At 59.2% G+C, this 26,121-nt stretch carries 33 protein-coding genes; 10 read left to right on the top strand and 23 right to left on the bottom strand.

Annotated elements, in window-relative coordinates:
* Positions 1-106 precede the first annotated feature (106 nt).
* Positions 107-1,102, top strand: coding sequence for an NAD(P)-dependent oxidoreductase (locus tag ACVDG9_RS15850; protein WP_447238433.1), 996 nt, complete (start codon positions 107-109; stop codon positions 1,100-1,102).
* Complete coding sequence (locus ACVDG9_RS15845; protein WP_447238432.1) at positions 1,099-2,523, top strand: aldehyde dehydrogenase family protein; 1,425 nt, start codon at positions 1,099-1,101, stop codon at positions 2,521-2,523. Before ACVDG9_RS15850 ends, ACVDG9_RS15845 begins: the two co-directional genes overlap by 4 nt.
* Before the next feature lie 93 nt (positions 2,524-2,616).
* On the opposite strand, the gene ACVDG9_RS15840 is transcribed toward ACVDG9_RS15845, so the two are convergent.
* The 4 genes from ACVDG9_RS15840 to ACVDG9_RS15825 form a co-directional block, all read right to left on the bottom strand.
* Complete coding sequence (locus ACVDG9_RS15840) at positions 2,617-3,207, bottom strand: L,D-transpeptidase (protein ID WP_077292536.1); 591 nt, start codon at positions 3,205-3,207, stop codon at positions 2,617-2,619.
* A 79-nt stretch (positions 3,208-3,286) separates the two neighbouring features.
* A complete protein-coding gene (locus ACVDG9_RS15835) occupies positions 3,287-3,751 on the bottom strand; it encodes a DUF411 domain-containing protein (RefSeq protein WP_055655078.1) in 465 nt (154 codons plus the stop codon).
* Positions 3,744-4,025: a hypothetical protein gene (locus tag ACVDG9_RS15830; protein WP_447238431.1), complete on the bottom strand. Its 282-nt coding sequence runs from the start codon at positions 4,023-4,025 to the stop codon at positions 3,744-3,746. Before ACVDG9_RS15830 ends, ACVDG9_RS15835 begins: the two co-directional genes overlap by 8 nt.
* A gap of 118 nt (positions 4,026-4,143) precedes the next feature.
* Positions 4,144-4,497 (bottom strand): hypothetical protein, encoded by a 354-nt coding sequence (locus tag ACVDG9_RS15825; RefSeq protein ID WP_062488373.1) that lies wholly within the window; start codon positions 4,495-4,497, stop codon positions 4,144-4,146.
* A gap of 205 nt (positions 4,498-4,702) precedes the next feature.
* Here ACVDG9_RS15825 and ACVDG9_RS15820 point away from each other — a divergent pair, with 205 nt between their 5' ends.
* A complete protein-coding gene (locus tag ACVDG9_RS15820; protein WP_209169522.1) occupies positions 4,703-6,283 on the top strand; it encodes a DUF427 domain-containing protein in 1,581 nt (526 codons plus the stop codon).
* 157 nt (positions 6,284-6,440) lie between these two features.
* Here the strand turns inward: ACVDG9_RS15820 and ACVDG9_RS15815 are convergent, their stop codons facing one another.
* Positions 6,441-6,722: a hypothetical protein gene (locus ACVDG9_RS15815; RefSeq protein WP_023000868.1), complete on the bottom strand. Its 282-nt coding sequence runs from the start codon at positions 6,720-6,722 to the stop codon at positions 6,441-6,443.
* Positions 6,723-6,782: 60 nt separating this feature from the next.
* Between ACVDG9_RS15815 and ACVDG9_RS15810 the strand changes: the two genes are divergently transcribed.
* Positions 6,783-7,175 carry a hypothetical protein gene (locus ACVDG9_RS15810; protein ID WP_447238430.1) on the top strand — a complete coding sequence of 131 codons (393 nt, stop codon included), beginning with the start codon at positions 6,783-6,785 and terminating at the stop codon, positions 7,173-7,175.
* Positions 7,176-7,424: 249 nt separating this feature from the next.
* Here ACVDG9_RS15810 and grxD read toward each other — a convergent pair whose 3' ends face one another.
* The 3 genes from grxD to purL all read right to left on the bottom strand — a co-directional run bounded on the left by grxD (position 7,425) and on the right by purL (position 10,324).
* Entirely contained in the window at positions 7,425-7,760 is a 336-nt protein-coding gene (grxD, locus tag ACVDG9_RS15805) for a Grx4 family monothiol glutaredoxin (RefSeq protein WP_023000869.1), read from the bottom strand.
* An 89-nt stretch (positions 7,761-7,849) separates the two neighbouring features.
* Positions 7,850-8,083 (bottom strand): BolA family protein, encoded by a 234-nt coding sequence (locus ACVDG9_RS15800; RefSeq protein ID WP_006932469.1) that lies wholly within the window; start codon positions 8,081-8,083, stop codon positions 7,850-7,852.
* Between the two features lie 42 nt (positions 8,084-8,125).
* On the bottom strand, positions 8,126-10,324 hold the full coding sequence (gene purL / locus ACVDG9_RS15795; RefSeq protein WP_447238429.1) for a phosphoribosylformylglycinamidine synthase subunit PurL: 2,199 nt from the start codon (positions 10,322-10,324) through the stop codon (positions 8,126-8,128).
* A gap of 534 nt (positions 10,325-10,858) precedes the next feature.
* On the opposite strand from purL, the gene ACVDG9_RS15790 reads away from it, so the two are divergent.
* A complete protein-coding gene (locus tag ACVDG9_RS15790; protein ID WP_447238428.1) occupies positions 10,859-11,836 on the top strand; it encodes a cyclase family protein in 978 nt (325 codons plus the stop codon).
* Between the two features lie 97 nt (positions 11,837-11,933).
* Here the strand turns inward: ACVDG9_RS15790 and ACVDG9_RS15785 are convergent, their stop codons facing one another.
* From ACVDG9_RS15785 to ACVDG9_RS15770, 4 genes are all read right to left on the bottom strand, one after another.
* The gene (locus ACVDG9_RS15785) at positions 11,934-12,899 is read right to left on the bottom strand and encodes a calcium/sodium antiporter (protein WP_447238427.1); all 966 of its coding nucleotides are present in this window, start codon (positions 12,897-12,899) and stop codon (positions 11,934-11,936) included.
* Positions 12,900-13,025: 126 nt separating this feature from the next.
* Complete coding sequence (locus ACVDG9_RS15780) at positions 13,026-13,538, bottom strand: hypothetical protein (protein ID WP_447238426.1); 513 nt, start codon at positions 13,536-13,538, stop codon at positions 13,026-13,028.
* Between the two features lie 106 nt (positions 13,539-13,644).
* Positions 13,645-14,115, bottom strand: coding sequence for a hypothetical protein (locus ACVDG9_RS15775; RefSeq protein WP_447238425.1), 471 nt, complete (start codon positions 14,113-14,115; stop codon positions 13,645-13,647).
* Positions 14,116-14,138: 23 nt separating this feature from the next.
* Positions 14,139-15,650 (bottom strand): aminotransferase-like domain-containing protein, encoded by a 1,512-nt coding sequence (locus tag ACVDG9_RS15770; protein ID WP_023000876.1) that lies wholly within the window; start codon positions 15,648-15,650, stop codon positions 14,139-14,141.
* A 102-nt stretch (positions 15,651-15,752) separates the two neighbouring features.
* Between ACVDG9_RS15770 and ACVDG9_RS15765 the strand changes: the two genes are divergently transcribed.
* The gene (locus ACVDG9_RS15765; RefSeq protein WP_208992478.1) at positions 15,753-15,992 is read left to right on the top strand and encodes a DUF1127 domain-containing protein; all 240 of its coding nucleotides are present in this window, start codon (positions 15,753-15,755) and stop codon (positions 15,990-15,992) included.
* 123 nt (positions 15,993-16,115) lie between these two features.
* On the opposite strand, the gene ACVDG9_RS15760 is transcribed toward ACVDG9_RS15765, so the two are convergent.
* Positions 16,116-16,652 carry a peroxiredoxin-like family protein gene (locus tag ACVDG9_RS15760; protein ID WP_447238424.1) on the bottom strand — a complete coding sequence of 179 codons (537 nt, stop codon included), beginning with the start codon at positions 16,650-16,652 and terminating at the stop codon, positions 16,116-16,118.
* A gap of 107 nt (positions 16,653-16,759) precedes the next feature.
* Here ACVDG9_RS15760 and ACVDG9_RS15755 point away from each other — a divergent pair, with 107 nt between their 5' ends.
* Positions 16,760-17,560 carry an AraC family transcriptional regulator gene (locus ACVDG9_RS15755; RefSeq protein ID WP_023000879.1) on the top strand — a complete coding sequence of 267 codons (801 nt, stop codon included), beginning with the start codon at positions 16,760-16,762 and terminating at the stop codon, positions 17,558-17,560.
* A gap of 919 nt (positions 17,561-18,479) precedes the next feature.
* Here the strand turns inward: ACVDG9_RS15755 and ACVDG9_RS15750 are convergent.
* From ACVDG9_RS15750 to purC, 6 genes are all read right to left on the bottom strand, one after another.
* The gene (locus tag ACVDG9_RS15750; protein ID WP_447238423.1) at positions 18,480-18,734 is read right to left on the bottom strand and encodes a DUF2164 domain-containing protein; all 255 of its coding nucleotides are present in this window, start codon (positions 18,732-18,734) and stop codon (positions 18,480-18,482) included.
* A 19-nt stretch (positions 18,735-18,753) separates the two neighbouring features.
* Entirely contained in the window at positions 18,754-19,419 is a 666-nt protein-coding gene (gene purQ / locus ACVDG9_RS15745; RefSeq protein ID WP_023000880.1) for a phosphoribosylformylglycinamidine synthase subunit PurQ, read from the bottom strand.
* 18 nt (positions 19,420-19,437) lie between these two features.
* Positions 19,438-19,545: a phosphoribosylformylglycinamidine synthase-associated small membrane protein gene (locus ACVDG9_RS15740; protein ID WP_023000881.1), complete on the bottom strand. Its 108-nt coding sequence runs from the start codon at positions 19,543-19,545 to the stop codon at positions 19,438-19,440.
* 28 nt (positions 19,546-19,573) lie between these two features.
* Positions 19,574-19,816, bottom strand: a complete 243-nt coding sequence (purS, locus tag ACVDG9_RS15735) for a phosphoribosylformylglycinamidine synthase subunit PurS (protein ID WP_031269246.1) — start codon at positions 19,814-19,816, stop codon at positions 19,574-19,576.
* Between the two features lie 106 nt (positions 19,817-19,922).
* Positions 19,923-20,462, bottom strand: a complete 540-nt coding sequence (locus ACVDG9_RS15730; RefSeq protein WP_055655057.1) for a hypothetical protein — start codon at positions 20,460-20,462, stop codon at positions 19,923-19,925.
* 121 nt (positions 20,463-20,583) lie between these two features.
* Positions 20,584-21,348 (bottom strand): phosphoribosylaminoimidazolesuccinocarboxamide synthase, encoded by a 765-nt coding sequence (gene purC / locus ACVDG9_RS15725; RefSeq protein ID WP_006932454.1) that lies wholly within the window; start codon positions 21,346-21,348, stop codon positions 20,584-20,586.
* A gap of 307 nt (positions 21,349-21,655) precedes the next feature.
* Here purC and ACVDG9_RS15720 point away from each other — a divergent pair, with 307 nt between their 5' ends.
* The 3 genes from ACVDG9_RS15720 (at position 21,656) to ACVDG9_RS15710 (ending at position 23,407) form a co-directional block, all read left to right on the top strand.
* The gene (locus ACVDG9_RS15720; protein WP_023000884.1) at positions 21,656-21,979 is read left to right on the top strand and encodes a DUF1476 domain-containing protein; all 324 of its coding nucleotides are present in this window, start codon (positions 21,656-21,658) and stop codon (positions 21,977-21,979) included.
* Between the two features lie 220 nt (positions 21,980-22,199).
* On the top strand, positions 22,200-23,006 hold the full coding sequence (locus ACVDG9_RS15715) for an HpcH/HpaI aldolase family protein (protein WP_023000885.1): 807 nt from the start codon (positions 22,200-22,202) through the stop codon (positions 23,004-23,006).
* Between the two features lie 185 nt (positions 23,007-23,191).
* Positions 23,192-23,407 carry a hypothetical protein gene (locus ACVDG9_RS15710; protein ID WP_055655054.1) on the top strand — a complete coding sequence of 72 codons (216 nt, stop codon included), beginning with the start codon at positions 23,192-23,194 and terminating at the stop codon, positions 23,405-23,407.
* Positions 23,408-23,413: 6 nt separating this feature from the next.
* Here the strand turns inward: ACVDG9_RS15710 and ACVDG9_RS15705 are convergent, their stop codons facing one another.
* The 4 genes from ACVDG9_RS15705 to ACVDG9_RS15690 form a co-directional block, all read right to left on the bottom strand.
* Positions 23,414-23,968: an RBBP9/YdeN family alpha/beta hydrolase gene (locus tag ACVDG9_RS15705; RefSeq protein ID WP_075284787.1), complete on the bottom strand. Its 555-nt coding sequence runs from the start codon at positions 23,966-23,968 to the stop codon at positions 23,414-23,416.
* Positions 23,969-24,207: 239 nt separating this feature from the next.
* The gene (locus ACVDG9_RS15700; protein ID WP_447238422.1) at positions 24,208-24,723 is read right to left on the bottom strand and encodes a BA14K family protein; all 516 of its coding nucleotides are present in this window, start codon (positions 24,721-24,723) and stop codon (positions 24,208-24,210) included.
* 94 nt (positions 24,724-24,817) lie between these two features.
* Positions 24,818-25,567, bottom strand: coding sequence for a metallophosphoesterase family protein (locus ACVDG9_RS15695; RefSeq protein WP_447238421.1), 750 nt, complete (start codon positions 25,565-25,567; stop codon positions 24,818-24,820).
* Positions 25,568-25,570: 3 nt separating this feature from the next.
* Positions 25,571-25,972 (bottom strand): DUF4260 domain-containing protein, encoded by a 402-nt coding sequence (locus ACVDG9_RS15690; protein ID WP_447238420.1) that lies wholly within the window; start codon positions 25,970-25,972, stop codon positions 25,571-25,573.
* Positions 25,973-26,121 lie beyond the last annotated feature (149 nt).

The raw sequence follows: 26,121 nt of genomic DNA, 5'->3' as shown, positions 1-26,121 counted from the left end.
TTCATAAAAATAGTTTGGTAATTGGCTGAATTAATATCATTTCTCTACTTTATAGGCGAGGCGCAAAGTGAGGGCATCCAACCCTGTTTCACGAAAGGCGCTTCTCATGCAGGTCGGTTTCATCGGATTGGGCAACGTCGGCGGCAAACTGGCCGGCAGCCTGCTGCGCAACGGTCTTGAGGTCATGGTGCTGGACCTCAATCCGCTGCTTATGGAAAGCTTTGCGGCCAGGGGAGCCAGACGCGGCCAAAGCCCGAAGGAGCTTGCAGAAAGCTGCGATGTCGTCATCACCTGCCTGCCCAGTCCGGCAGCCTGTGCTGCGGTGGTGGAAGGTCCGGACGGTATTCTGGAAGGTATTGGCCCGGGCAGGATCTGGGCGGAAATGTCGACAACGGATGCCGGCGAAGTGCGCCGTCTGGCAGGGCTTGTCGTCGCCAGAGGGGCGGAGGCGATCGAATGCCCGGTTTCGGGCGGCTGCCACAGGGCTGCTACCGGAAATATCTCGATCTTTGCCGGGTGTCCGCGGGAAACCTTCGAGCGCATGCTGCCGCTCCTGACCGTTCTGGGGCGGCGCGTGCTGCACACCGGCGAGATCGGCTCGGCATCTGTTCTGAAAGTCGTCACCAACTATCTGGCAACGGCCAATCTGGTGTCTTTGGTCGAAGCGCTGACCACCTGCAAGGCAGCCGAAATGGATCTTGGCACGGCTTACGAGGCAATCCGGATTTCCTCAGGTAACTCGTTCGTCCATGAAACGGAGAGCCAGGTCATCCTCAACGGCTCGCGCGACATCTCCTTCACCATGGATCTTGTTGCCAAGGACATCGGCCTGTTCCAGAAAATCGCAGACGATCATCAGGTGCCGCTGGAAGTGTCGCCGCTTCTCAACCGTATTTTTGCAGACGGGATCAACCGCTATGGTCCGCGGGAATTGTCGCCCAACATCATCAAACGTCTTGAAGATGCAACCGGTCTTGATATCCGGGCACCGGGTTTTCCGGATGAGATGGTTGACGAGGAGCCGGAAGAAGCCGGATATGAGGTTATGCCAAGAAGTGGCGACGACATGAAACTGAACAGACGGGAAGCAGCAGGCGGATGATTGAAAAGCGGCAGTTCTATATCGGTGGATCCTGGGTCGATCCGGTCGAGGCAAAAACGCTCGAGGTGATCAACCCGGCGACGGAAAAGCCGGTTGCCGTGATCTCCCTGGGCAGTGCCGCCGATGTGGACAAGGCGGTTGCTGCAGCCAAGGCCGCATTTGCCGATTGGTCTGAGACAAGTGTCGAGGAACGTGCCGCGCTTCTTGAGCGTGTCATCGCGATCTACCATCGCCGGTCGGAGGAAATGGACGAAGCGATCCGGCTTGAAATGGGGGCACCGCGCAGCTTTGCGCGCGGCAGCCAGACACCTGCCGGATCCGGCCACCTGGAAGCGACGCTTGAAGCCCTGAAGCATCATGTGTTCGAACGTCCGAGCCCGCGTGGCGGCAGCGTGCTGCGGCACGAGCCGATTGGCGTTTGTGGCTTGATCACACCCTGGAACTGGCCGATCAACCAGATTGCGGCAAAGGTCGCGCCGGCGCTTGCCGCTGGTTGCACCATGGTGCTGAAGCCAAGTGAAATTGCGCCTCTCTCCGGGCTTCTCTTCGCCGAGATCCTGGATGAGGCCGGCTGCCCGGCTGGTGTTTTCAATCTGGTAAATGGCGATGGGCCGGGCGTCGGATCTGCCATGTCCTCGCATCCGGATATCGACATGATGTCCTTTACCGGTTCGACCCGTGCCGGCGTCGCGGTCAGTCAGAATGCTGCACCGACGGTCAAGCGTGTTGCTCTGGAGCTCGGCGGCAAGTCGGCCAACCTGCTCTTTGCGGATGCGGACCTGAAAACGGCCCTGCGCACGTCGCTGTCGGGCTGCTTTTCCAACACGGGCCAGTCCTGCGATGCACCGACCCGTCTGCTCGTGGAGCGAAGCGTCTATGACGAGGCTATTGCGCTTGCCGGAAAGATTGCGGCGGAAACCAAGGTCGGCGATCCGGCGGAGGAGGGAGATCACATCGGGCCGGTGATCAGTGACCTGCAATACGAAAAGATCCAGGGCCATATCGAGCGCGGTCTGGCAGACGGTGCCCGCCTTGTTGCCGGTGGTCCGGGCAAACCGAAGGGGTTCGAGACAGGGTATTTCGTTCAGCCGACAGTCTTTGCCGATGTCACCAACCAGATGTCGATTGCCCGTAACGAGATCTTCGGGCCCGTGCTGGTGATGATCCCGTTCGAGACGGAAGAGGAGGCTGTCGCGATTGCCAACGATACGCCTTACGGCCTTGCCGCCTATGTCCAGACCGGCGATCCGGAACGGGCGAAACGCGTAGCCCGCAAACTGCGTGCTGGCAGCGTCTATATCAACGGCAACAGCCCGGACTGGGATGTGCCGTTCGGCGGTTACAAGCAGTCCGGCAATGGCCGCGAATATGGCGAATTCGGCCTGGAAGACTTTCTTGAACTGAAAGCCATTACAGGCTGATACCAGGCAGCGGACGCACCAGCCATTGCTGATGGCTGAAGATGGCGAAGGGACCGGCTGGCCGGCCCCTTTTCCGCAAGCGTGTCTTGAACCTTACAAAACGACGATCTGGGATCCGTCAGCAACCCGGCTGTAAAGATCGATGACGTCCTGGTTGATCAGGCGGACACAGCCACTGGAAACGGCAGAGCCGATGGTCCAGTATTCGCCCGTGCCGTGGATGCGGTAGAGCGTATCCTTGTTGCCCTGGAAGATGTAGAGCGCTCTTGCACCCAGCGGGTTTTCGATGCCCGGGGGCATGCCGCCGTTACGCCAGCTCCATTTTTCCAGTTCCGGCTGCCGCTGGATCATCTCTTCCGGCGGTGTCCATTTGGGCCAGGCGGCCTTGCGGGCGATCCGCGCACGGCCGGACCATTCGAACCCGGCACGACCAAGGCCGACGCCGTAGCGCATCGCCTTGCCGTTTTCCTGGACGAGGTAGAGGTAGTAGTTGCTGGTATCGACGACCAGCGTGCCGACCTTCTCGCTGGTCTGATAATCGACCTGTTTGCGGTAGTAGCGTTCCGGTACCTTCTTCAAATCCGGAGCAGGGATCGGAAACTGCTCTTCCGGCATCGCACGGTACATGGCAAGGACGGACGGATCCTGCCAGGGGGCGAGTGGCTGCTGGGGAGCGGTCGTCATACAGCCGCTGACGGCGAGCCCTGTAAGGCTCGCCGACCCGGCAAGAAATGATCTTCTTGTAAGGTTCGTCATTTGAAGGCTACTGGCCTGTTTCTAGATAAGGGACGGGAGGATCGGCCGGATTCTGGCCGAGGGTGTAAACCGTGTATTGCGCCGTCGGGTCGTCGCCCATGCCGAGCGACCCCTGGGGCATGCCCGGAACCGCGATGCCGCGAATGTCCGGACGCTCCGACAGCATTTTTTCAACCGCTTCCAGCGGCACGTGTCCTTCGATGATGTATTTCCGGTCACCACCGGTCACCGCCGTGTGGCAGGCCTGCATGTCATCCGGAATGCCTGCCTGCGCCTTGATGGAGCTCAGGTCTTCCATATCGTGAACGGCGACCTTGTAGCCGGCAGCCTCGACAGCCTCGGTCCACAGCTCGCAACAACCGCACCAGGGTGACTTGTAGACCGTGATTGTGTTGTCTTCCGCAGCCCAGGCGACCGAGGACAATGCCAGGAACCCACCGGCAAGTGCAAAAGCGAAAGGTCTTCTAGACATGGTCGGCCTCCTTTCGTGCGTGCACGTGGCACGGCTTGCCCATGACACGATGCAGAATCACATGCATGGCGACGCAGCCGAACATCGGCACGGCCAGCAGCAACGCTTCACCAGCCGTCAGTCCGGTCGGTGCGGAAACGATCAGCAGACCGGTCACCACCGCCATCAGCAGGCAGCAGCCGAACATGAAGAGATTGTTCCTGTTCAGATATTTTTGAGTTCGAAATACAGGCGCGGCATAGGATGCCTGTGTACCGTTTTCCTGAAGACTCATGATTTTTTCCTGTCTTTCAGGCGAACTGTTCTCATGCCGGTGAATTGTGCCCCGGCAAGATGTCGTTCAACCTTCCAATACTGTTGGCTAAGCCGGAACTTTGTGTTCCGTTGGATCGTCAGCCTTTAATGGGAGGTTGATCTTCCGCGGACGGCAGAGCGTCCGTCAGGACGGGAGGTGACGTGGTTTCCGGCCCGGTCACCGCGGATTGGAATTGCAGCGCCACAACGGAGAAATGAGACAGGCAATCCGGGCCGCACCCGAAGGGTTTGGTGGTTTTTCCGGTCTGGCTGTCCGGTTGGCAACATTGGGCATGATGCGCGGTAAATTGCACCGTCTTTGCGGCCAGGTCCGTTTCCACCGCCATCGAGCGTTCCAGAGCGCGAATGCTCTTTGGAACATGCGTGTAGGCTGCGGCGGTTGTGACCCCGGCAAAAAAGCAGATCAACAATGTGATCAAGACGTTGCGCATTCAATCTCAGTACCCGACAGGGGTCTCAATTTCCATACCTTGGCTGCTCACAAGCGCGTAATCGCGAATTGAGGTCAAACCGTGGCTTGCCACGGAGTCTGCCCCGGGTACCACCTATGCGTTTTTTGCAAGTGTCGGCGACTGGGGCGCGCCACACAGGTGTGAGCAGAGGGGGCGCGTGCATGTGCACTGGACAGCTCGCCATGTGTTCCATATCTCTTTTTTCATGACCGTGCACGCGCAGCAAACCTCGAACGACTACGGGATCCTTGTGGAACCGCTTGCCGGCGAAGTGACGGCCTGGCGGGGGGACCAGTTGCTGGCGCGGTCTTCAAAGGCGCGGGTGATGTATGAAACCCGGCTTGCGCCTGCGATCTATTTCCCGCGCGACGACGTTCTGGCAGACCTCGAACCGGCTCCGGAGCGCAGAACCTTCTGCCCGTTCAAGGGAACGGCTAGCTACAGCCACGTCCGGGTCGGCAATGAGACGCTGGAGAACGGCGCCTGGAGTTATCTCAATGCTTTGCCTGAAGGTAAGGCGGTTGATGGCCTTGTGGCCTTCATGCCGGGTGTGGCGAGCCGGGTCGATTTTCAGGGCGCCCCGATTGATCCGCTGCCTGTCGGGAACATCACGGGGCCTACGGTCGATTGGCTGCTGCGCGAAGCCTGGGCCGCGAAAACGCCGGAAGAACTTACAGCCGCCCTTGGCCGAAAGCTGGTGGAGGACGGGATAGCCGTCTGCCGAATCAGCATCCTGATCTGGTCACTGCACCCGATGATTGCCGGCCGTCATTATGTGTGGACGCGCGACGACGATACCGTGCAGAGCTTTGCTCCGTCCTACGAGACACTGGAGAGCCCGGCCTTTCGCCTGAGCCCGCTTCAGCATGTGGCCGACGGTTTGGGAGGCATTCGGCAAAAGATCGATTCGAACCCCGACGAGTTCAATTTCCCGATCATGGAAGACCTCAGGCAGCAGGGCGTTACCGACTATGTCGCCATGCCGCTGCCTTTTTCCGACGGGCGGATCAATGTGATGACCCTCGCTTCGGATCATCCTGCCGGTTTCACCACGGCAAACCTCGGACTGGTGTTCGAATGTTCGGCCCTTATCAGCCGGCTTTTCGAGGTATTTGCTCTGACATCGAACGCGACATCCCTTCTGGAAACCTATCTGGGCAAGCGGACAGGCGCGCGGGTTCTGGGCGGCGATATCCGGCGTGGGGACGGTGATGTCATCGACGCGGCGATCCTGTTCTGCGACCTCAGGCATTCCACTCGGCTCGAAACGGAGCTTGGCCGGCAAGCCTACGTCGGTGAACTCAACCGTTTCTTCGAAGTCACAACCGACATCGTCAACGCGCATGAAGGCGAGGTCCTGAAGTTCATTGGCGATGCAGTGCTGGCGATTTTCCCTGCGGGCGTCGGCCTGGAAGAGGCCTGCCGGCAAGCAGTTGCCAGTGCCGAGGAGATCGTTCGCCGTCTGAAGGTGCCAGACCCGGACACACAGGGCATCTCCATGCACTGTGCCATCGGCATCGCCTTTGGTGAGGTCACCTACGGCAACGTCGGATCAAGGGAGCGGCTTGATTTCACGGTGATCGGCCATGCAGCCAACATCGCGGCACGACTTGGGGATTACGGCAAGGTTATCGGGCAGGAGATCGTTGCGACGGCGGAAGTGGCCCTGGAAGCAGGGCTGCCGTCGATCCCGCTCGGATCGGTCGACCTGCACAACGTCGCCGGGCCTGTGGCAGCGCATGCGGTCACGACGCGGGATGGCTGAGCAAGAGACCTGAATTCTTCAAGTCGGCCAGCTTACAAAGACCATTGCCACTCTTGCTTCGGAGATCTTTTCGGGAAGCCGCAACGTTTCAGGGGATGCCTGTCACCATCTGCCAAGTGCTGAGCGAGCGAACGCTCAGCCTGAAGCGCGCCGGAATTCAGCGGACGGTGTGTTCTCCGTCAAATCCGCCCATCGGCTGGTTGCGGACAAGGATTACGAGGCCTTCCTTGCTGGGCTCGGCATCCTTCAGTGCAACACCGCCGTAGTTGGCGCAAAGTTCTTCGGCACTCTTGGCTTTGGCTGGAGTAAACATGGTGAGCGCCTGGCAGTCAACGCGGCGCAGTTCGCCATCGGTCTTTACGCCACCGGACATGACGATGCCGGCTCCGACAAGTGCCAGAACGAAAGTGGAGGTGGCAGCAACTGCAATCTTGTTCATTGTCCCCGGTCCCATTTCCCGGCTCCGTTGTTTGATGGAGCCCTGCGATATGGTCGGAGAATGGCGGAACGCACCTGTACTCACCCTGAAATCCGCATTCACCTTGCGTTCAGCTTAGGTGATTCGGCAATTTTTGCCGAGATGGTGCCTGCATTCGACCGCAACCGATTCCGGTTAACATTGGATAAAGTGCAAGTCCAAGTGGTTTTGACGGGGTTTGAGCCCGATTGGCATCATTCTGATTTACCCGGCGAATGGTTCCGGAGTGCCTTATGGCACCCGTCATTCCGGACAAGTCCGGCGAAGCTGCGCGCCGATCCGGAAACCAGATGTCATCGTGAGCAAAGCGAACTCTTTATTTCAATGGAAGGCCGCGCCTCGGGCGCGAAATATGTCTGGATTCCGGATCGGCGTTCGGCGTTGCCTCACTTGTCCGGAATGACGGGAAGGTGAGGCGCAACTCAACACGCCAAAAAGCGCATCTTGAACCGTCGCCCGACTCTCTCCCTCACCATCGTCATCCCGGACAAGCGAAGCGCGAGCCGGGATCGGAGAGCCACCTGCGGTCAAGGATCCCGGTCGTTTCATGCCGCAGCCCGGCGCCCCATTTCCGGATTATCACCAGTGCAGGAACCCTCTGAGACACGAAAAAGGGGCGGTCAAACCGCCCCTTGAAAGCCTCGATCGGAACCTGCAGCCGGCTCAGGCGGTCTGCTGAGTGGTCTCGATGCCTTTTTCCGTGAGAAGGCCCTGCAGTTCCTGATTCTGGAACATTTCGCGGATGATGTCACAGCCGCCGACGAATTCACCTTTCACGTAAAGCTGCGGAATGGTCGGCCAGTTGGTGAATTCCTTGATGCCCTGGCGCAGATCGTCGTCTTCCAGAACGTTGATGCCTTTGTAAGGAGCGCCAACATAGTCAAGGATCTGTACGACCTGACCGGAAAAACCGCACTGCGGGAAGTTCGGCGTGCCTTTCATGAAAAGCACAACGTCGTTGGTGTCGACTTCGTTCTTGATCCAGTCCTGGATGCTCATGGGTCCGTCCTTTGTCTCTTTGCCGCCTATCTGGCGAGATCCGGCGGCAGATTCAAGTGCTCGCGCTGCCTGCGCGGCAATGTGTCAACTCAATCCGGTGCCTTGGTCTGAAGGGCGAGGGCGTGCAAAGCGCCGCCCATGTTGCCTTTCAGTGCCTCGTAAACCAGCTGATGCTGCTGCACGCGACTTTTGCCCCGGAAGGATTCCGAGACAACATTCGCTGCATAGTGATCGCCGTCTCCAGCCAAATCCCGGATCTCGACCTGAGCATCGGGCAAAGCCGCCTTGATCAGGGTCTCGATCTCATTTGCGTTCATCGGCATCGTGCGTCCGTCCTGTTGTTAAGTTCCTGAAGGTCAAACGGCTTATGCCGTTGCCATGTAATTCGGGAACCAATCTTCGTGCGCTTTTTTCAAGTTTGCAACGGATATGGTGAGAATGCCCTCAACAGTCAAATCCGTGCCACCGGTGGTGCCGATTTGTTGAACGTCGATACCGCCGTCCAGAATGTCTTCCAGAACGGCTTCCACCTTGTCCTGGGAAACAGTGACGACGTAGCGTCCCTGGTCTTCACCGAAGAGCGCGGCATGGGCCGGACCATCGATCTTGACCGTTGCGCCGATGCCGCTGGACATCGCCATCTCGGCGAGAGCGACACCCAGGCCGCCCGACGAAATATCGTGTACAGCCGTCAGACGGGCCGCGCCGATGAGCTGGCGAACCAGCGTGCCGCGGCGCTTTTCTGCCGCCAGGTCGACCGGCGGCGGAGCGCCTTCCTCACGACCCAGAATATCTGCGAGATACTGGGATGCGCCCAGATGGGTGCCCTTGCCACCGATGAGCAGGATTGCGTCACCTTTGTTTACGAAGGCCGCACCTGCGCGCACCGTGACGTCCGGAAGCAGTCCGACACCGCCAATGGCCGGGGTCGGCAGGATCGCTTCGCCATGGGTCTCGTTGTAGAGCGACACATTGCCGGAGACGATCGGGAACTCGAGTTCCCGGCAGGCTTCGCCGATGCCTTTGATGCAGCCGACGAACTGGCCCATGATTTCCGGCTTTTCCGGGTTGCCGAAATTCAGGTTGTCGGTTGCAGCCAGCGGTTCGGATCCGACGGCGGTCAGGTTGCGCCACACTTCGGCAACGGCCTGCTTGCCACCTTCAAACGGGTCCGCCTCGCAATAGCGCGGTGTCACGTCAACGGAGAAGGACAGGCCCTTGCGGGTGCCTTCCACGCGGATGACACCGGCATCACCGCCCGGCGTCGCGGCCGAATTGCCCTGGATCAGCGTGTCGTACTGTTCATAGACCCAGCGGCGGGATGAGCCGTTGGCGTTGCCGACCAGGGTCTTGAGCGCTTCGGCATAGTCCGCCGGTTCCTCGATTTCGGACGCGGACAGAACGGGGCGCTTTTTCGGCTCGACCCAGGGACGGTCATATTCGGGAGCTTCGTCACCGAGTTCCTTGATCGGCAGATCGGCGACGACTTCGCCCTGGTGCTTGACGATGAAGCGCAGCGTGTCGGTGGTCTTGCCGACGATGGCGAAGTCGAGACCCCATTTCTTGAAGATGGCTTCGGCTTCGTGTTCCTTTTCCGGACGCAGAACCATGAGCATGCGCTCCTGGCTTTCCGAAAGCATCATTTCGTAGGCGCTCATCTGTTCTTCGCGCACCGGAACCTTGTCGAGGTCCAGCTCGATGCCGAGGTCGCCGCTGGCGCCCATCTCGACGGCAGAACAGGTGAGACCGGCCGCACCCATGTCCTGGATGGCGATGACCGCGCCGGTTTCCATGAGCTCGAGGCAGGCTTCCAGCAGGCATTTTTCGGTGAAAGGATCGCCAACCTGAACGGTGGGGCGCTTTTCTTCGATCGTATCGTCGAATTCCGCCGAAGCCATGGTCGCGCCGCCGACACCGTCACGGCCGGTCTTGGCGCCGAGATAGACGACCGGCAGGCCGACGCCTTCGGCCTTGGCCAGGAAGATCGCATCCGATTTTGCAAGGCCTGCCGCAAAGGCGTTGACCAGGCAATTGCCGTTGTAGCGGGCATGGAACTCGACTTCGCCGCCGACTGTCGGAACGCCGAAGGAATTGCCGTAGCCGCCAACACCGGAAACGACGCCGGAAACGAGGTGACGGGTGCGCGGATGATCGGGTTCGCCGAAGCGCAGGGCATTCATGGCTGCAACCGGTCGCGCGCCCATGGTGAAGACGTCACGCAGGATGCCGCCGACACCGGTCGCAGCGCCCTGATAAGGCTCGATGTAGGACGGGTGGTTGTGGCTCTCCATCTTGAAGACCACGGCCTGGCCATCGCCGATATCGACCACACCCGCGTTTTCACCCGGGCCCTGAAGCACGCGCGGACCTTCGGTCGGCAGGGTCTTCAGCCATTTCTTGGAGGATTTGTACGAGCAGTGCTCGTTCCACATGGCTGAAAAGATGCCCAGCTCGGTGAAGGTCGGCTCGCGGCCGATCAGTTCCAGGATGCGCTCATATTCATCCGGCTTCAGACCGTGGGAAGCAATCAGGTCGGGCGTGATCTTGATGTCGTTCGGGATCATGACGTTTCACTGTTTTTGGCCAGTGTTTCTGGCCAATGGGTGGGGCCGCGACGGCACGGGCAGACGATGATGCCGCCGTTTAGCAGATTGTCCCCCAATTTGGGAGCCTTGCGGTGCAAAGAAATTCGACAAATTTGATCGCGGGCGATGCTATTGGCCTTGCAGACGTTCTTCCACCTGACAGCGCAGTGCATTCCAACCGGCGCAAGTTCGAATTCAAGCCCGGTATCAAGGGAAAATACGGTTCGTAAAAGTCTCACCGGCAAAGCGGAGATGGCTGCAATGCGGGTGTTTCAGTGCATTTGGTTGCAGTCTTGACAGATTTGGACGATTGTCCTAATTCGATTTTAGGGCAATTGTCCTAATCGTACTGAGCGCGTTCGAATGCGCCCGTTCTGAAAACCGAAAACCCTGTCAGGCAATCCGTCCTGCTGAAACGTGGAGGAGCAATCCTCCATGAACGGAATCGCCTTGCCGGTCGTTCCTGCATGCACGGGGTTTTGAGAGGAAGGAATTCCACTGGTGCAAGACTTGATGAATCACACCCGAAAGCTTTTTGCCGCCACACTCTTGGCCGCGACCCTTGCCGGTTCACCGGTTTTCGCGGCAGACGATCAGGTGGGTGAAAGTCCATGGGGACCGGAAGACGAGATCGGCACGCTCAACATGATGAGCGATGCCTCCCGGTTGGAGATCTTGCAGCGCATCGATGCCGGCAAGATTTATGATCTCGGTGTGGATCTCTTTGTGGGCATGCCAGATTGTTGCAGTGCCGCCTTCGGAGATCCGACCTACCAGATGATGATGCTTCATGCGCCGGCGCGCGGGGATGGCAGCGAGGAGCTCCTTTCGCATTCCAGCGAAGCGATTTCGATGAATACCCACACGGGAACCCATATCGACACGCTCAGCCACTTCGGACTTCACGGGAAAATCTGGAACAACGTTAGCGCCGACGAGGCGCAGGGGGCGCGCGGGTGGGCGAAATCGGGTGCGGACAAGTATCCACCCATCATTGCGCGCGGCGTGCTGATCGACGTAGCGAAGGCCAAGGGTGTGGATGTGCTGCCGGCGTCCTACGCCATTACGGTGGATGATCTGAAAACCGCGCTGGATGCGCAGGGAACCAGCTTGCAGGAAGGTGATGTGGTGCTCATCCGTACAGGCCAGATGCAGCATTGGCCGGACAGGTCGAAACTGGCGCTGTTCAGCCAGTCAGGGCTTGGCCTTGATGCCGCAAGGTGGCTGGCCGAGGAGCAAAAGGCGATGGTGCTGGGCGCGGATAACCTGGGTCTGGAAAGTTTCCCGTCCACCAATCCGGACAATTTCGCACCTGTCCATTCCTATCTGCTGGCGCAGAAGGGTGTCTCGTTTATCGAGCTCTTGTGGCTGGAAGACCTGGCAAGGGACGGGGTGCATGAATTTGCCTTCATCACCTCGCCGCTGAAACTGCGTGGCGCCACAGGCTCGCCGATCCGCCCGATTGCGGTCCCGATCAGAAGCAGTCGTTGAAGCTTTACTTCTGCCCGGCGGAGCAAAAGCCTCCGCCGGCTTGCGCGGGCAGGAGAAGATCTCCCCATTGCGCTAGGGTCGGCTTTTTTGAGGAGGTTCACCCGAGGGCGTTGTGGAGGACGTAACCTGTATAGCCGGCATAGGCCAGGAGCATGATGGCGCCCTCGCGCCGACAGATACGGCCCCCCGTCATGGCAAAGACCAGAAGGATCACTGTAGCCCCCAACAAGACCCAGATGTCGAAGCTCATGATTTCCTGCGGGACCTGGAGGGGGGTGATAACCGCGGTAATGCCCAGAATTCCCAGGATATTGAAGAGGTTGGAGCCAAGGATGTTGCCAAGAGCAATATCTGTCTGCCGCTTGAGAGCTGCGATCACCGAGGTGACCAGCTCAGGCAGGGACGTGCCGACCGCGACGATGGTGACGCCGATAACCGCGTCGCTGATGCCCGCAGCCTGCGCAAGGCTGGTTGCCCCGGAGACCAGAAAGTGCGCTCCGCCCAGGATCATTACCAGTCCGCCAAATGCCATCGTCAGATTGAGTAGCAGGTTCAGCTGTCCGGTTTTGGGAGCGACCAGCTGGACTTCCCCCCTGTGCAGCTCCGCCGAAGGCGTATGCGTGCCTTTTTCCATCCGGTAGGTGACAACAAGATAGACCGCCAGTGCGAGTATCAGGACCAGGCCTGCTTCCCGTCCAATCAAGCCGGACAATGCGAGGCCCGTGAAAGCGAGAGCTGCCAGAGCGTTGGCCGGACCGTCGCGCAGCAACGCTTTGGGGTCGACCAGCAATGGTGAGATGACGGCCGTCAGCCCCAGAATGAGCAGGATATTGGCGATGTTCGAGCCGGCGACGTTGCCGACCGCAAGGCCGGCAGATCCGTTGAGTGCCGCCAGCACGCTCGTCATCAGTTCCGGTGTCGACGTGCCGAAGCCCACAAGGACCAGGCCGATCAGAAGTTCGGAGATGCCGAAGCGCTTTGCAAGGCCGACAGAACCGCGCACAAGCACGTCACCACCGGCCACGAGGAGAACCAGGCCGAGCGCAATTTCAAAGACAGTCATTTTGGAGATCCCGAGGACACGTCGCTGGCAGATGGTGTGCCGGATTGCACCGCACAATGGCTCTTGAGGTGTCGCGCACACTTTTTTCGCGCGATAGCAAAAGGACTTCCCGCGGCGGCAATCGGTCTAGCCCTTTGGCGCCGGCCGGATATCCGGATTGACGTGATACCCGGGGCCGATGGTAAGCGGTTTTGTCGGCATCGCCTTTGGCGCGACGCTGGATTTGAGACCCTTTTCGTGGCGCTCTATTTCCTCGCCCGTTTTTGCGTCGATGACATGAAGAACTGCCGCATAGGTGCGTTCGGCTTCAACATCGCTGAGGGACGGTGTTTCGAAGCTGTAGTTCCGCTTGGCGTGGGAAACGGCCTTTTCGACCTCGATCTTGCCACCTTGCGGGCTTTCAAACTCGGCAATGAGCCGGGTGCCAAGGGGCAGGGGTTTTACGAGGCCAACCGTAATGCCCGCCCGAATGTCGGCGATGCGGTAGTTGTATATGAAGCCACCGCCGGTGATTTCGGCGAAGCTGGCGCTTTCCAGGATGGACTGATTGTAGCGGTAGACGGTTCCGAAGACGGCAACGCAATAGACAGCCGCTGCCACGCCGGCCAGTTTCACCCACAAAGGCACAGACCCTGTCATCACAACCTCCCGGTAGTCGGTTCACATTGTCAGCAGCGCCGGTGCAGGACAAGGAAAACGTGTTTCCGGTATCAAACGGTGCGAGGCAGGCAAACCGGCGGTTTGCTTACCTGCGGAGAGCGTTGCCGTTGCCATTGCGCCTCAGACAGTCCTCGATCGCCTCGACGAACTCCGCACCGTAAAAGGACACTCGTCTTTCATCGCCGTTTCCCGTCACAGTAACTGAAAGCGTCAGCGTCGGCGCAAACCAGAGATCGCGGCGATATGCGTCCGAGACTGCGGTCCAGGGAATGAGTATCGGCTTGTGGCCGATCCTGAAGACAAAGATCGGGTACATGTGGAGCCCTGCATCGGACAGGGTCACATCCACGCTGTTGCGGTAGTTGCCGAAGAGACCGAAGCGGATGGTGCGCCAGCTCCAGGTGCGGCCTTCCGGCTTCTGGCTGGCCGGGTAGGCTTTTGCCAGTCCCGCCCAGCCGCCTGTATGGGCAATGACAAAGACGATCAGCGACCAGAACAGGGCGAAGACGACTGCGAAGGCTGGCAGGATCAAGAAGAGCAAGCTGGTTTCAGACATGTTTCTCCGCCTTCAAAGGGTCGCTATTCGAAACTGTCGTAGCAGGCGCCGCTGTCCTCCAGCAAATTTTGCAGGATCAGCAGACCCTTCGCGGTTTCCTGCCGGGTCATCGGGTTCGTGATGCCGATGCGAACGCGGTGATAGACCTTGCCGGATCGGCCGGTCTTGAACTCGTCTTCATCGTCAATCAGCACATTGGCGGCAGCGGCCGCCGCCTTGAAAGTGCCGGAGAGCCAGGGTTCGGGAAGCTTCAGCCAGAGAAACGGCGCGTCGGCGGCGGCAAACATGTCGTAGGCGCCGAGATATTTCTGCACCAGTTCGAAACGGGCGGAGACTTCCGCGAGGATTTTCTGGCGGAATTCGTCGGCAGCGCCGGACAGAACCAGCCGGGATGACAATTCCGACAGGAGAAAGGATATGCCGCCGGTCAGCATCTTGTGGGCGGTGTAGATCCGCTGTGCATGAGACAGCGGGCTGGAAACCCAGCCACCGCGCACGCCTGCCGTCACGGACTTGGACAGCGAGCCGACATGAAAGGTACGCTCCGGTGCCAGTGCGGCAAGCGGGGGCGGCGAGGTTTCGCGCAAGGAACCGTAGACCTCGTCCTCGATGATCCAGAGATTGTACTGGCGGGCGATGGTTACAATGTCCGCACGGCGCTGTTCACCCATCATGCCGAGGGTCGGATTATGCATGGTCGGCATCACGAACAGCAGCTTCGGGTGTTTCTGTGCGCAGACCCTCGCGAGATCTTCGGGCAGGGGACCTTCGTCGTCCCGTGCGATCTGCACTGGCCTGCGACCGGAGAGAGCCGCGCCACGGGCGATCGAGCTGTAGGTCAGTTCCTCGAAGGCGACCTGATCGCCAGGTGCTGTCGTTGCCGCGATGATTGCCATGATTGCCGCCTGGGCGCCCGTTGTCGGCACGATGCTGCCTTCCGGCGGCTGCCAGCCGGCACGGGACAGCCAGATCCGCCCGGCCTGGCGCCAGCTTTCAGGCACGGAGCGGGTATAGCTGGCAATTTCGTAAGGGGCATCACGGGTGATGTCTGCCGTCAGCCTTCCGATGACGCCGGCCTGGCCGATCTCGGGAGCGGATGTGCTGTCGAAGCGGATAGCCTCCGGCGAAGGCACCATGACCCTGGTGCCGCCAAAGGCGACATCCTTAGGCATGTGCATCGCGCCCTGGGTCCAGGAAGAGGCGGACATGTCATGTGCGGCGGAGCCGTTGGTTTGCTGTGTCGGCCGGTCAAGGTTTGGTTTGGTGTCTTCTTCGAGTGACGGTTCATAGGTGCTGCCGAGCACGAATGTGCCGCGCCCGACTTCGCCGCTGACGAGGCCACGCTGTCGGATCAGGGCGTAGGCGCGTCCTATGGTGCCGACAGTGACACCCAGATCATACGCAAGGTCGCGCTGCGGCGGCAGTTTGGAACCGGCACCAAGCGCGCCAGTGGCAATATCCTCGGCGATGCGGTCCGCCAGCCGGATGTAGAGGGGCCCTTGGCCCTCGGGAATCTCTGGGTGCCAATTTGTCATGGTGACAATTTAATATATTGCATCCCGAATGGAGTCAATTCATATGATTGTAGCGCAACAATGCGCCCAATTGATGTAATTGTCACCCTGGAGATGTCTCAAATGAGTTCAATCGAAACAATATCCGGGCGCCCGATATCGCGGCTCCGGATTCCCGGCGGTTTTACCAAAACGGCTTTCAGCTATCTGAAGGATTGGTTTGTCAGGCGCCGGACCCGCCTGGAACTTCTGGAATTGTCAGACGCGGCCCTTGAGGACCTCGGACTGACCCGGGAAGCTGCGCTTGCCGAGGCAATGCGCCCCTTCTGGGATACCGAAAGCCGGCGCAAGGGCCGGTATTGATGCGGAGATCTTTGGCGATCCCCCCAAACAAGGACCTGCTACCCCTGGCGAGTCTTTGTTGATGCCGGACACGATGCAGCCCGTGTCCGGCATCCTTGTTTTCAATTCCGTATCAAGGTGCCGTCAGACTGCACCGGTATATTCGCCGCGTGCCGGATAGTCGTTCTTCTGAACGAAATCGAGTGCACCGACCATTTCCTGGAAGTGCGGACGCACGAAAGGCATGGTCTGGACGGAGGCGAAATAGAGCGTGCCGTCCGGTCTGACAAGAAAGACACCCGGCTCGGAAAACAGCGCAGGCTCCTCGATGCCGATCGAGGTGGTGCCGCGGCTGGTTGAAACATAAAGTCCCCATTCCCTCGCAACACTCAGCGGCAGGCCGTAGCCAAAGCGCAGATCCGCGTGGCCGACCTTTTCCGCCATCTTTTCCGCACGGTCCTTCTCGTCCGACGAAATAGCGATCGTCTTGACGCCCTTGGCCGCGAAGTCGGCGGTCAGACGGCCGAGTTCCTTTAGGTAAGTGGCGCAGATCGGACAATGAAGGCCGCGGTAGAACACTACCAGCGTTGCAAAGTCGGCGTTATCCTTGGACAGATCAAAGGTGCCGGAGCTCAGGGTTTCGACCGTGAGGCCGGGTACCGGTTGGCGTGGAACGAGCATGTTTTCCTCATTTGGCTAGGCAAGGCTTCACATTTCCCTGCCGATGGCTGTAAGGTAGTGAACGCAAGCGCTATAAACATTCAAAAAATATGCTCAGGAGTACGGAAATGTCGGTCCCATATCGCACGTCCTTTAATGGAAGGCTGGACCGGCTGTCTTCGCTCATCGACCGGCTCCGCGTTCAGGTGGACATTTCACTGGCAGCGGACGGGAGCGAAAGCGATGCCAACCTGAGGGTCTATGACAGTCCTGAGAGAGGGCTGAGACTGGTTTTCTGCCCGGAGCGGGACGGATCTGCCGTGCGTGCAGGTATGGAAGCAGCCCCCGACGAAACGTCGCTTGTCGCTGCCCGGATCACGATATCAGGTGTCGGCAGGCAGCTGGTCAGTGCCTTGCCGGACTGCATTTCCGTGCCGATGTCGGAAGATCCATATCTCACCGCTGTCGTGACGCCGCTGATCGAGGAGGCGACTATGCCCAGGTGCGGTGGGCAGGCTGCCTTCCAGCGTTTGTGCGAAGTGGTGGTGATCCGTCTGCTGCGTCATGCCATGGAAGAAGGCAAGGCCGATACCGGCCTCCTGAACGGTCTTGCAAACCCGCGGATCGCAGCCGCTCTGGTGGCAATCCACGAGGTGCCCGGAGAACACTGGACACTGGAAAAACTGGCCGAAACCGCCGGCATGTCACGCACCCAGTTCGCGGTGACGTTCAAGGAGCTCGTCGGGACAACACCCATGGGTTATCTCTCGAACTGGCGGTTGGATATTGCCCGCTCGGAGCTGGAAACAGGCAGGCAGGTCAAGGCCGTCGCGAGCCTCTGCGGCTTCGCAAGTCCGGCGGCCTTTTCCAGGGCCTTCTCCCGCCGTTTCGGCTATTCCCCCAAACAAAAGCGTAGCCAGGCGGCCTGAACCGTCTGTTCGCTGAACCTCACTAGCCCCTGTTTTTGTCATCCCGGTTTGGCGCAAATCGCCAGGACCGGGATCCAGTAGTCGCGGGAGCTGGCAGGATAATGCGATGTGACCGAGGCAGCCGGTTACTGGATCCCCGCCTTCGCGGGATGACAAGGGAGATGAGGGCGGACTTGGTTCGTGAGGCGCAGGCTGATTTGAGCGCGAGAGTGTACCGCGTTCACACTTCGATGGTCAGGCAACTGCGACTTTCCCAACCCGCTTGTCATCCCGGTTTGGTGCGCAGCACCAAGACCGGGATCCAGTCGCTTTCAGGGCTGAACGAATGGGCAAAGCGGTCCAGGTAGCCGGTTACTGGATCCCCGCCTTCGCGGGGATGACAAAGAGAGTGGAAGGCGGCTCGGGTTCGTGAGGTTATGGCTGATTTGTGCGCGAGAGTACCGCATTCACACTTCGATGGTCAGGCTACAGCGACTTTCCCAACCCCGCTTGTCATCCCGGTTTGATGCGCAGCGCCAGGACCGGGATCCAGTAGCCTTCAGGGCTGAAGGAATAGGCAAAGCGGTCCAGGCAGTGGGTTACAGGATCCCCACCTGCGCGGGGATGACAAGGGAGGTGGAGGGCGGCTCGGGTTTGTGAGGTGCTGGCGGATTGGAGCGCAGGAGGTACTGCTTTCGCTCATAGATGGTCAGGCTACAGCGACTTTCCCAACCCCGCTTGTCATCCCAGTTTGGTGCGAAGCGCCAGGACCGGGATCCAGTAGTCGTGGGAGCTGGCAGGATAATGCGATGTGCCCGAGGCAGCCGGTTACTGGATCCCCGCCTTCGCGGGGATGACAAGGGCGAGGCGGCTTTTGTGTCGTGGGACGCGGGTAACGAGGACTGCGATGGAGTATTCGCGCAACTAATCGCCGTAAAGCTCAACCGCGATCCTGAACCGGTTTTTCCAGGGCGTAGAGTTCGTCGTTGATGTCATCGACCTTGCGGGCGAGCAGCGCCTGGGCGTCCTTGAGGCCGAGGTTGTAGTACCTGGCCCCGAGGGATGGCGTCAGGAAATCGATCAGCAATTCGGCATCCATGTTGCCGATGTCGATGTCCAGGTCTGTTTCGAGATAATGCTTGATCTCGGAGGCGAGGCGGGTTCTGGCGTCCTTGTCGAGTGTCAGGTCCGTCATGTCCGCCTCCCGGATGGCTTCAGGCTGCTTCCAGCAGGCTTTCGAACAGGAGGCGCCCGTCGAGGCCGCCATTGAGCGGCTCGATCAGGTTTTCCGGGTGCGGCATCATGCCCAGAACGTTGCCTTTGGCATTCATGATGCCGGCAATGTTGTTGATGGAGCCGTTCGGGTTGGTGTCGCCCGCATAGCGGAAAACGACCTGGCCGTTGTCCTCGATCTGCTTCAGCGTGTCAGCGTCGGCGAAATAGTTGCCGTCGTGATGGGCAACCGGGCAACGCCAGACCTGGCCTTTTTCGAACTTCGAGGAAAACCTCGTCGCGGTGTTGACCGTTTCCATCAGGACTTCGCGGCAGACGAAGGTGAGGCCGGCGTTGCGCATCAGGGCACCGGGAAGCAGGCCTGCCTCGGTCAGGATCTGGAAGCCGTTGCAAACGCCAAGGACGGCGACGCCGCTGTCGGCCTTGGCAACAAGGTCCTTGAGGATCGGGGAGCGGGCTGCAATTGCACCGGAGCGCAGATAGTCGCCGTAGGAAAAGCCGCCGGGAACAACCACAAGATCCACATCCGGCAGGGTGCTTTCCGTGTGCCAGACGCTCTGCGGCCTGGTGCCGGTGATCAGTTCCAGTGCGTGGAACATGTCACGGTCGCGGTTGGAGCCGGGGAAAACGATGACTGCGGTTTTCATGTGGGCAATCCAGTCGGTTCAGAGCAGAACAAGTACGGCTATCAAGGCCGCGATTGCGGGCACCAGGATGAATATCGCCGCTTTGGTGGCCATGAAGATCAGGGCCGTGCGGGTATCGTCATCCATCGGTGGTGCCCCGGTGTCGAAGTTTCGGTCAGGCGATCTCGATCGCGTAGTTCTCGATGACGGTGTTGGCGAGCAGCTTTTCGCACATCTGCTCCAGTTCAGCCTTGGCGGCTTCCTTGTCGGTGCCGGTCAGTTCGACATCGAACACCTTGCCCTGACGAACAGAGCCGACGTCGCCGAAGCCGAGGCCGCCGAGCGCGCCTTCGATGGCTTTTCCCTGAGGATCGAGAACACCGTTTTTCAGGGTGACGATCACACGTGCTTTCATGATTGGGATCCCCGCAGCAGACTGCAGATTCTGCAGTTGAATGACTTTGGGGCTCCCCATACACGAGGAGCCCCATTTGCGAAAGGCCTGTGTGCAGAAAACCTGCGATTTACGGCAGGCGTTTGATCGTTGTCTGCTTCAGGAAGCGGTCGAGATTTGTCTTTGCCCTGGAGCTTGATGTCGCAAAGGAGGCAACGGTGCTGCCGCGGTCGTTTTGAATGATGATGCGTGCGGCAACATAGACGTTGCCTTTGTCCGTCCGGTACCTGGCAGTCATGTCGAAGCCGGAATAGGATTTGGTGACGACACGGCGATTGGTTTTGAGACGGACCTGCCCCTTCGAGGCCACGTTCGCAATGTTGCCGACGGCATTCATCAATTCGGCAGAGATCAGGTTTTGCCGGATGGCCGATTCCGTGTCGCCCTTGACCTCGATCGGACCCACAACGACAACTTCAGGCGATTTGCAGGTGGATGGCAGACAAACATAGACGGCCTTGTTGCCGTTCTGCTTGCTGGCCCAACCCTTGGGTGCAAAGCTGGAGGATATGCTGCCGGGCTTCAGGCCCGTGGTTTGACAGGCTGCAAGAAAGCCGCACAGAAGTGCAATCGATACGGCTTTGAAAATGAAAGAAAATCTAAAAGACATAACGCCCCCTCGTTGAACAAGGGGGCGTCATAGTTTGCAATACCTTTGGTTGCAATACTGACGTTAGGGCCGTTAGCGGCGATTGCGCCGGCCTGTGTCAATACTGCATCAGCAGCGGGTCTTACTTGACCAGGGTCGGTCCGGAGCCTGCCGGACGTTCGCTGGTGATCATGATCCCCAGCCGCTTGGCAACTTCCTGGTAGGCTTCCAGCATGCCGCCCATGTCACGGCGGAAGCGGTCCTTGTCCATCTTGTCGTTGGTCTCGATGTCCCACAGGCGGCAGCTGTCCGGGGAAATCTCGTCGGCGACGACGATGCGCATCATGTCGCCTTCGAACAGACGGCCACATTCGATCTTGAAATCGACAAGACGGATGCCGACGCCCAGGAACAGGCCGCACAGGAAATCGTTGACGCGGATGGCAAGCGCCATCATGTCGTCCAGTTCCTGCGGGGTGGCCCAGCCAAAGGCGGTGATGTGTTCTTCGGCGACCATCGGGTCGTTGAGCTCGTCGTTCTTGTAGTAGAACTCGATGATGGAGCGCGGCAGCTGCGTGCCTTCTTCCAGGCCAAGACGGGTGGCGATGGAACCGGCGGCGACGTTGCGCACGACCACTTCCAGCGGAATGATCTCGACTTCCCGGATCAGCTGTTCGCGCATGTTGAGGCGGCGAATGAAGTGAGTCGGGATGCCGATGGCATTCAGATGATTGAAGATATATTCGGAAATCCGGTTGTTGAGCACGCCTTTGCCGTCAACAATCTCGTGTTTCTTGTTGTTGAAGGCAGTCGCGTCGTCCTTGAAGTGCTGAACCAGGGTTCCCGGTTCCGGACCTTCGTAAAGGATCTTGCCCTTACCTTCGTAAATGCGCCGGCGGCGGTTCATAGGCTATACCGTATCTTTTAGAGAAACCTTTGACGGAACATGCTTACCTTGTCTGAAAATCCACCGGGACGTTTGTCGTCAACCGGCCGATGCTTGAAGGCAGCAGGCCCTGTTTTGCGGCGCGGAACTTAACCGAAGCCGGGCAAAAGTACAATCTTATGTTTCCGGAGAGTTCGCAGGGCGGTTATGCTTTTGACGCATGAGTGTACGTACTGCGTTGATTTGATCGGCTTGCGGGGATATGCAAGAGACCAAATCAGCCCCATATGGGGGGAAGTGCATCAGCGCAGTTCAGGAGACGATGAGTATGAGCACATTCGACAAGCGCGAGCAGGGGTTTGAAAACAAGTTTGCGCATGACGAGGAGCTGCGGTTCAAGGCAACCGCACGCCGCAACAAGTTGCTGGGTTTGTGGGCGGCAGGTCTTCTGGGCTTTGAAGGCGAGAAGGCCGACGAATACGCCAAGGAAGTTGTCCGGGCCGATTTCGAAGAGCCGGGCGAGGAAGACGTTTTCCGCAAGCTTCGCGAAGATTTCGACGCAAACAAGGTCGAGCAGTCCGATCATCAGATTCGTCGCACCATGGACGAACTGATGCACACGGCTGTGGACCAGTTGCAGAAAGAAGGCTGATCGAAGCTTTCTTCGATTGTCAGTTTCAAACGCCCGCCGGAAACGGTGGGCGTTTTTGTTTTGACGGGCATGATGATTGGCAAGTTGGGGCTTTTCCGGCCTGGAAGAAGAAAATCCCCATCTCCCTTTGCGTCAACCAAGCTCCCAGAATTGCAAAAACAGCGCTTGCGGTTGTGTCGGCGGACGGATTTGATACCTCCTCTATCGGAGGAGACGACCCGTGTCAGATAATGCCTTTCTTGCCGACAAGTTGCGTTCCGGAAAAGCCGTCATTACCGGCTGGTCCCAATTGTCCGCGCCCATGGTTCCGGAGTTGTTTGCGCGCTCGGGATACGAGGCGGTTACGCTCGATCTTCAGCACGGCATGTATGATTTTGCATCGGCGTGCGAGGCGATGGCAGCCATTGCTCTTGCCGGGGCGCACCGCATCGCCCGCATTCCCGTCGGTGACAACGCCCTAGCGGGACGGCTGATCGACATGGGGGCCGATTGCATCATCGCGCCGATGATCAATTCCCTTCGGGACGCGGAAACCTTTGCGCGGGCTGTCAAGTATCCGCCAATCGGCGACCGCAGCTGGTCGCCGTTTCGGGCAGCCATGCTGAGCGGCCAGACGCGGGACCAGTATCTCGAAAACGCCAATGCACAGACCCTTGCCTTTGCCATGATCGAAACCCAGGACGCGATCGACGCGCTGGACGAGATCCTGAGCGTCGACAGTCTTGATGGCGTGTTTGTCGGTCCGAGCGATCTTTCCCTTGCGTTGTCGAAAGGCGCTTCGCTCGATCCGAACGGGGCACATACCGGCGAAGTTGCCGGTGAGATTGCGGAAAAGGCGCTCGCGGCAGGGAAACTTGCCGGGATTTTCTGCCTCAACGCCGACAAGGTCGAGGAAGCCTATAATCAGGGGTTCCGGTTGATGTCACACGGCGTCGACACGCTCTTTCTTGATCATTCCGCCAGGGCTGCGCTCAAGGAAGTGGCCTGGCTGGCGGAGCAGGGCACAGGACCTGCCGCCGGATATTGATTTGCACTTCTTGCGGAAGCTTGACCTGGGTCAATGTTCTAATTTCGATATTGCGAAAGTATTCAGATATCGAAACCGCGACGGTTCTGAGCTTCAACGACAAAGTTGATTATGTCTCATAATCAACCACTGTTGCCGCTGTTGCTCAGGACGGAGAACCGCCGCTTTCCCGATGGGAGATCCTCATGTGGAAACTGGCAATGATCTTGTTCATCATCATCGGCCCGACGCTTGCCGGCCTTGGTGCACTGGTTCCGTTATCGATCTACGGTGTCGGCACATTCAATGCTCTGCTTCTGGTCGGCGGCGCGGCGACAGGCGCCGCGATCGCCATTCCGGTGAGCTATTGGGTGGCCACGCGCCTCGGAGCGTTGATGGACGCTTCCTCTGCACGGACCTGACAGCCGTCAGCCGAGCTTCTTCATGAAATGGGCAAAGGACATCATGCCTTCCGGCCAGGGGCCGTGGCCGCTTTCCAGGTTGATGTGACCGGCGGCTCCGGCGTCCTGGAAAGTGGTGCCCCAGACCTTGGCGAAATGCTCGGCACGGGCGTAGTCGCAATATGGGTCGTCCCGGCTGGCGACAAGATGCGCGGGGAAGGGCAACGGATGTTCGGGAATGGGCTTGAAGTCCCCGCCATCGAATTCCGCCACGAGCCCCTCGCGGTCCCAGTCGGAAGGAGCGACGAGATAGGCGCCGGCAATCTTGTCCTTCAGCGCATGGGCACCGTGGGCAACCAGGATGCAGCCAAGCGAATGTGCGACAAGCACAACGGGCCGTTCGGCGGCATCAACCGCTTTCACCAGCGTTTCCAGCCATTCCTTCTTGCTCGGACGATGCAGCTCTGCCTGTTTCACGACCCGGGCCGTCGGCATCTTGTCGCGCCAGCGCAACAGCCAATGGCCCGGCAGTGTCTGACCGTAACCTGGAACAAGCAGAATGTCGGTGTCTGAAATTTTCACGGGCTACACCTTTTGCGTGGCTGTCGAAGATGTGCCGCTGTCTCGCAGTTTTTCCGGGCGCTTGTCAATCGCGGCAAGGAAGGAGCCGGATGTTCGGAAGGCTGGAAGAAGCAACCGGCAAGCTACCGGCCTTCGGATCTCAGCGCCGTTTGCGTTCAAAGCCTTCGAGGTGACGGCTGAGGCAAATGAAAGGAGCCGGCCCAAAGGACCGGCTCGATGTTTGTCGGCTTCAGCTTAAATCACGGCCCATAGGGCGAGACGCACACACGGCGTGGTCCGTGATAGGGCTGGAAGCTGTTATCGCCAGGGCGGTAAGACCGATAACGCTGACCACACCACTGATAGTGCGCGGGGCTGTAGCCACGGCCGTAGCGAGGCGGGGCGGCGTAGCGCGGGGGGGCTGCGTAGCGTGGTGGGGCCGCATAGCGGGGGCCGGGAGCAACGCCGAAGCCGAAGGCAAAAGCTGCCGGCGGGAACCACCAGCCGTTATACTGGCGATAGCCTTGGCGATATTTCCGGTAACCCCGGTGCCCGTTGTAATAGTGGCGTCCGTTACGATTGTTGTAGCCGCGATGCGGGTTATGACCTCTTCTGTGGTCAACCTTGAGGACGTTCGCCGGGGCTTCCGAGTGCGTCTGAACCGGCACCGGCACGGTCTTGAGCAGCGGCAGCGGAGCGGCGAAGGCCGGCAAAGCCAGGCTCACGGCAAGACCGCCGATAGCGGCGTGACTTAAAACGGATTTCCAGATCGACATCACATACTCCATGCTAATCATGGGTATAAAACGTGGAGCGCCCGGCTTCGTTCCCCGAAATGGTCATGCTCCGTCATTTGTGATCGCGAAGATCTCAGGAAAGTGGGCCGTAAAAACCGTGTTTCAGGGCCCGGGCCCAACCCGAACGCCCGTTCTTTTCCGCTTCGGCGGAGGCTGTGTCCCAATCGTATGTCAGGATCTTTTCCTGAAAGTTCCATGCTCCGTGATTGTTTGTCATCAGGGCATAGCGGGCATGCGGACTGCCGGCTTCCATGACATGCCGGTGCGGATGGTCGTCTTCGTAGGACGGCAAGCCGACGCTGCCCGGATTGAGCAGGATCTGCCCGGTTTTCTGGAGGCGGATGACCCTGGGAATGTGCGTGTGACCGCAGCAGATGACGGGAGCGGTTTCGCCCTTCAACTCGTCCAGCAAGGTCTGTTCGTCCGGCAGGTGTCCCTTCGGCCCGTCCACCTTTTCAGTCAGGTAGCGGTCATCGTTGTCCGGGGTGCCGTGGCACAGGAAAATCTCGTCTGTCAGGCGTATGGTCGGCTGACTTGTTGCCAGCCAGTCGCGGCTTGACTGTGAAAGACGCTCAGCGGCAAAGACGTCGGTCGGTCCCATTTTGTCGATCGGATCGTCCAGGACGATGCGGTCATGGTTGCCGCGAACGGTCGGCCAGGCAGTCTCACGCAGGATGGCGGCAGTTTCCTCCGGCCAGAGCGGACCGGAAATGCAGTCACCCAGATTGACGATCAGGTCCGGTGCTTCCAGTTTCAGGTCTGCAAGCACGGCTTCAAGGGCCAGGACATTGCCGTGAATGTCCGAGACGACGGCGATTTTCATGATTCAGCTATCCTGACGGCCGATCCGGCCAAGGTGAGTGATCTTGAACCCTTCAGGGCTCTTCAGGCCGTAGCCCAGAACCCGGTCGAACGCAATGTGGGCGGTCCAGATGATCGCGATCGGAGCAAAATCCCAGAAGGCGTAGGGATCCAGATCATAATCCGTGAGCAGGACGCCAAGCCCCATCAGGAGGGCCGGGCCGATGTAGGTGTGAAAGAGATTGTAGATCAGGGCGCCAACGCGTGGATTGGCAAAATAGCCCAGCATCGACAGGTCGGGCACCAAAATGAGGATGACAAACGTCAGCCACGGCGCCCCTGTCCAGAAATAGAGGACCAGCGAAGCAATCAGGATGAAAAGCGCTTCGATGCGCTGCCAGGCAACAAAGGATTTTTCGCCGGACATGTGCAATCTCCCGACCAAAGAGGAAAGGGAGGCGAATACCTCCGGTCCTCGCCGTCTTCGTTTTATCTTCCGGGGTCATCCCGGCCAAACGAAGTGCGAGCCGGGATCGGAGAGCCACAGGTTTTGCCGTGGCTCTCCCAATGTTGGTT

This window comes from Roseibium sp. RP-7 (assembly GCF_053005225.1).
The sequence above is the reverse complement of the archived record's forward strand: the minus strand, read 5'-3'. Positions and strand labels throughout refer to the sequence as shown.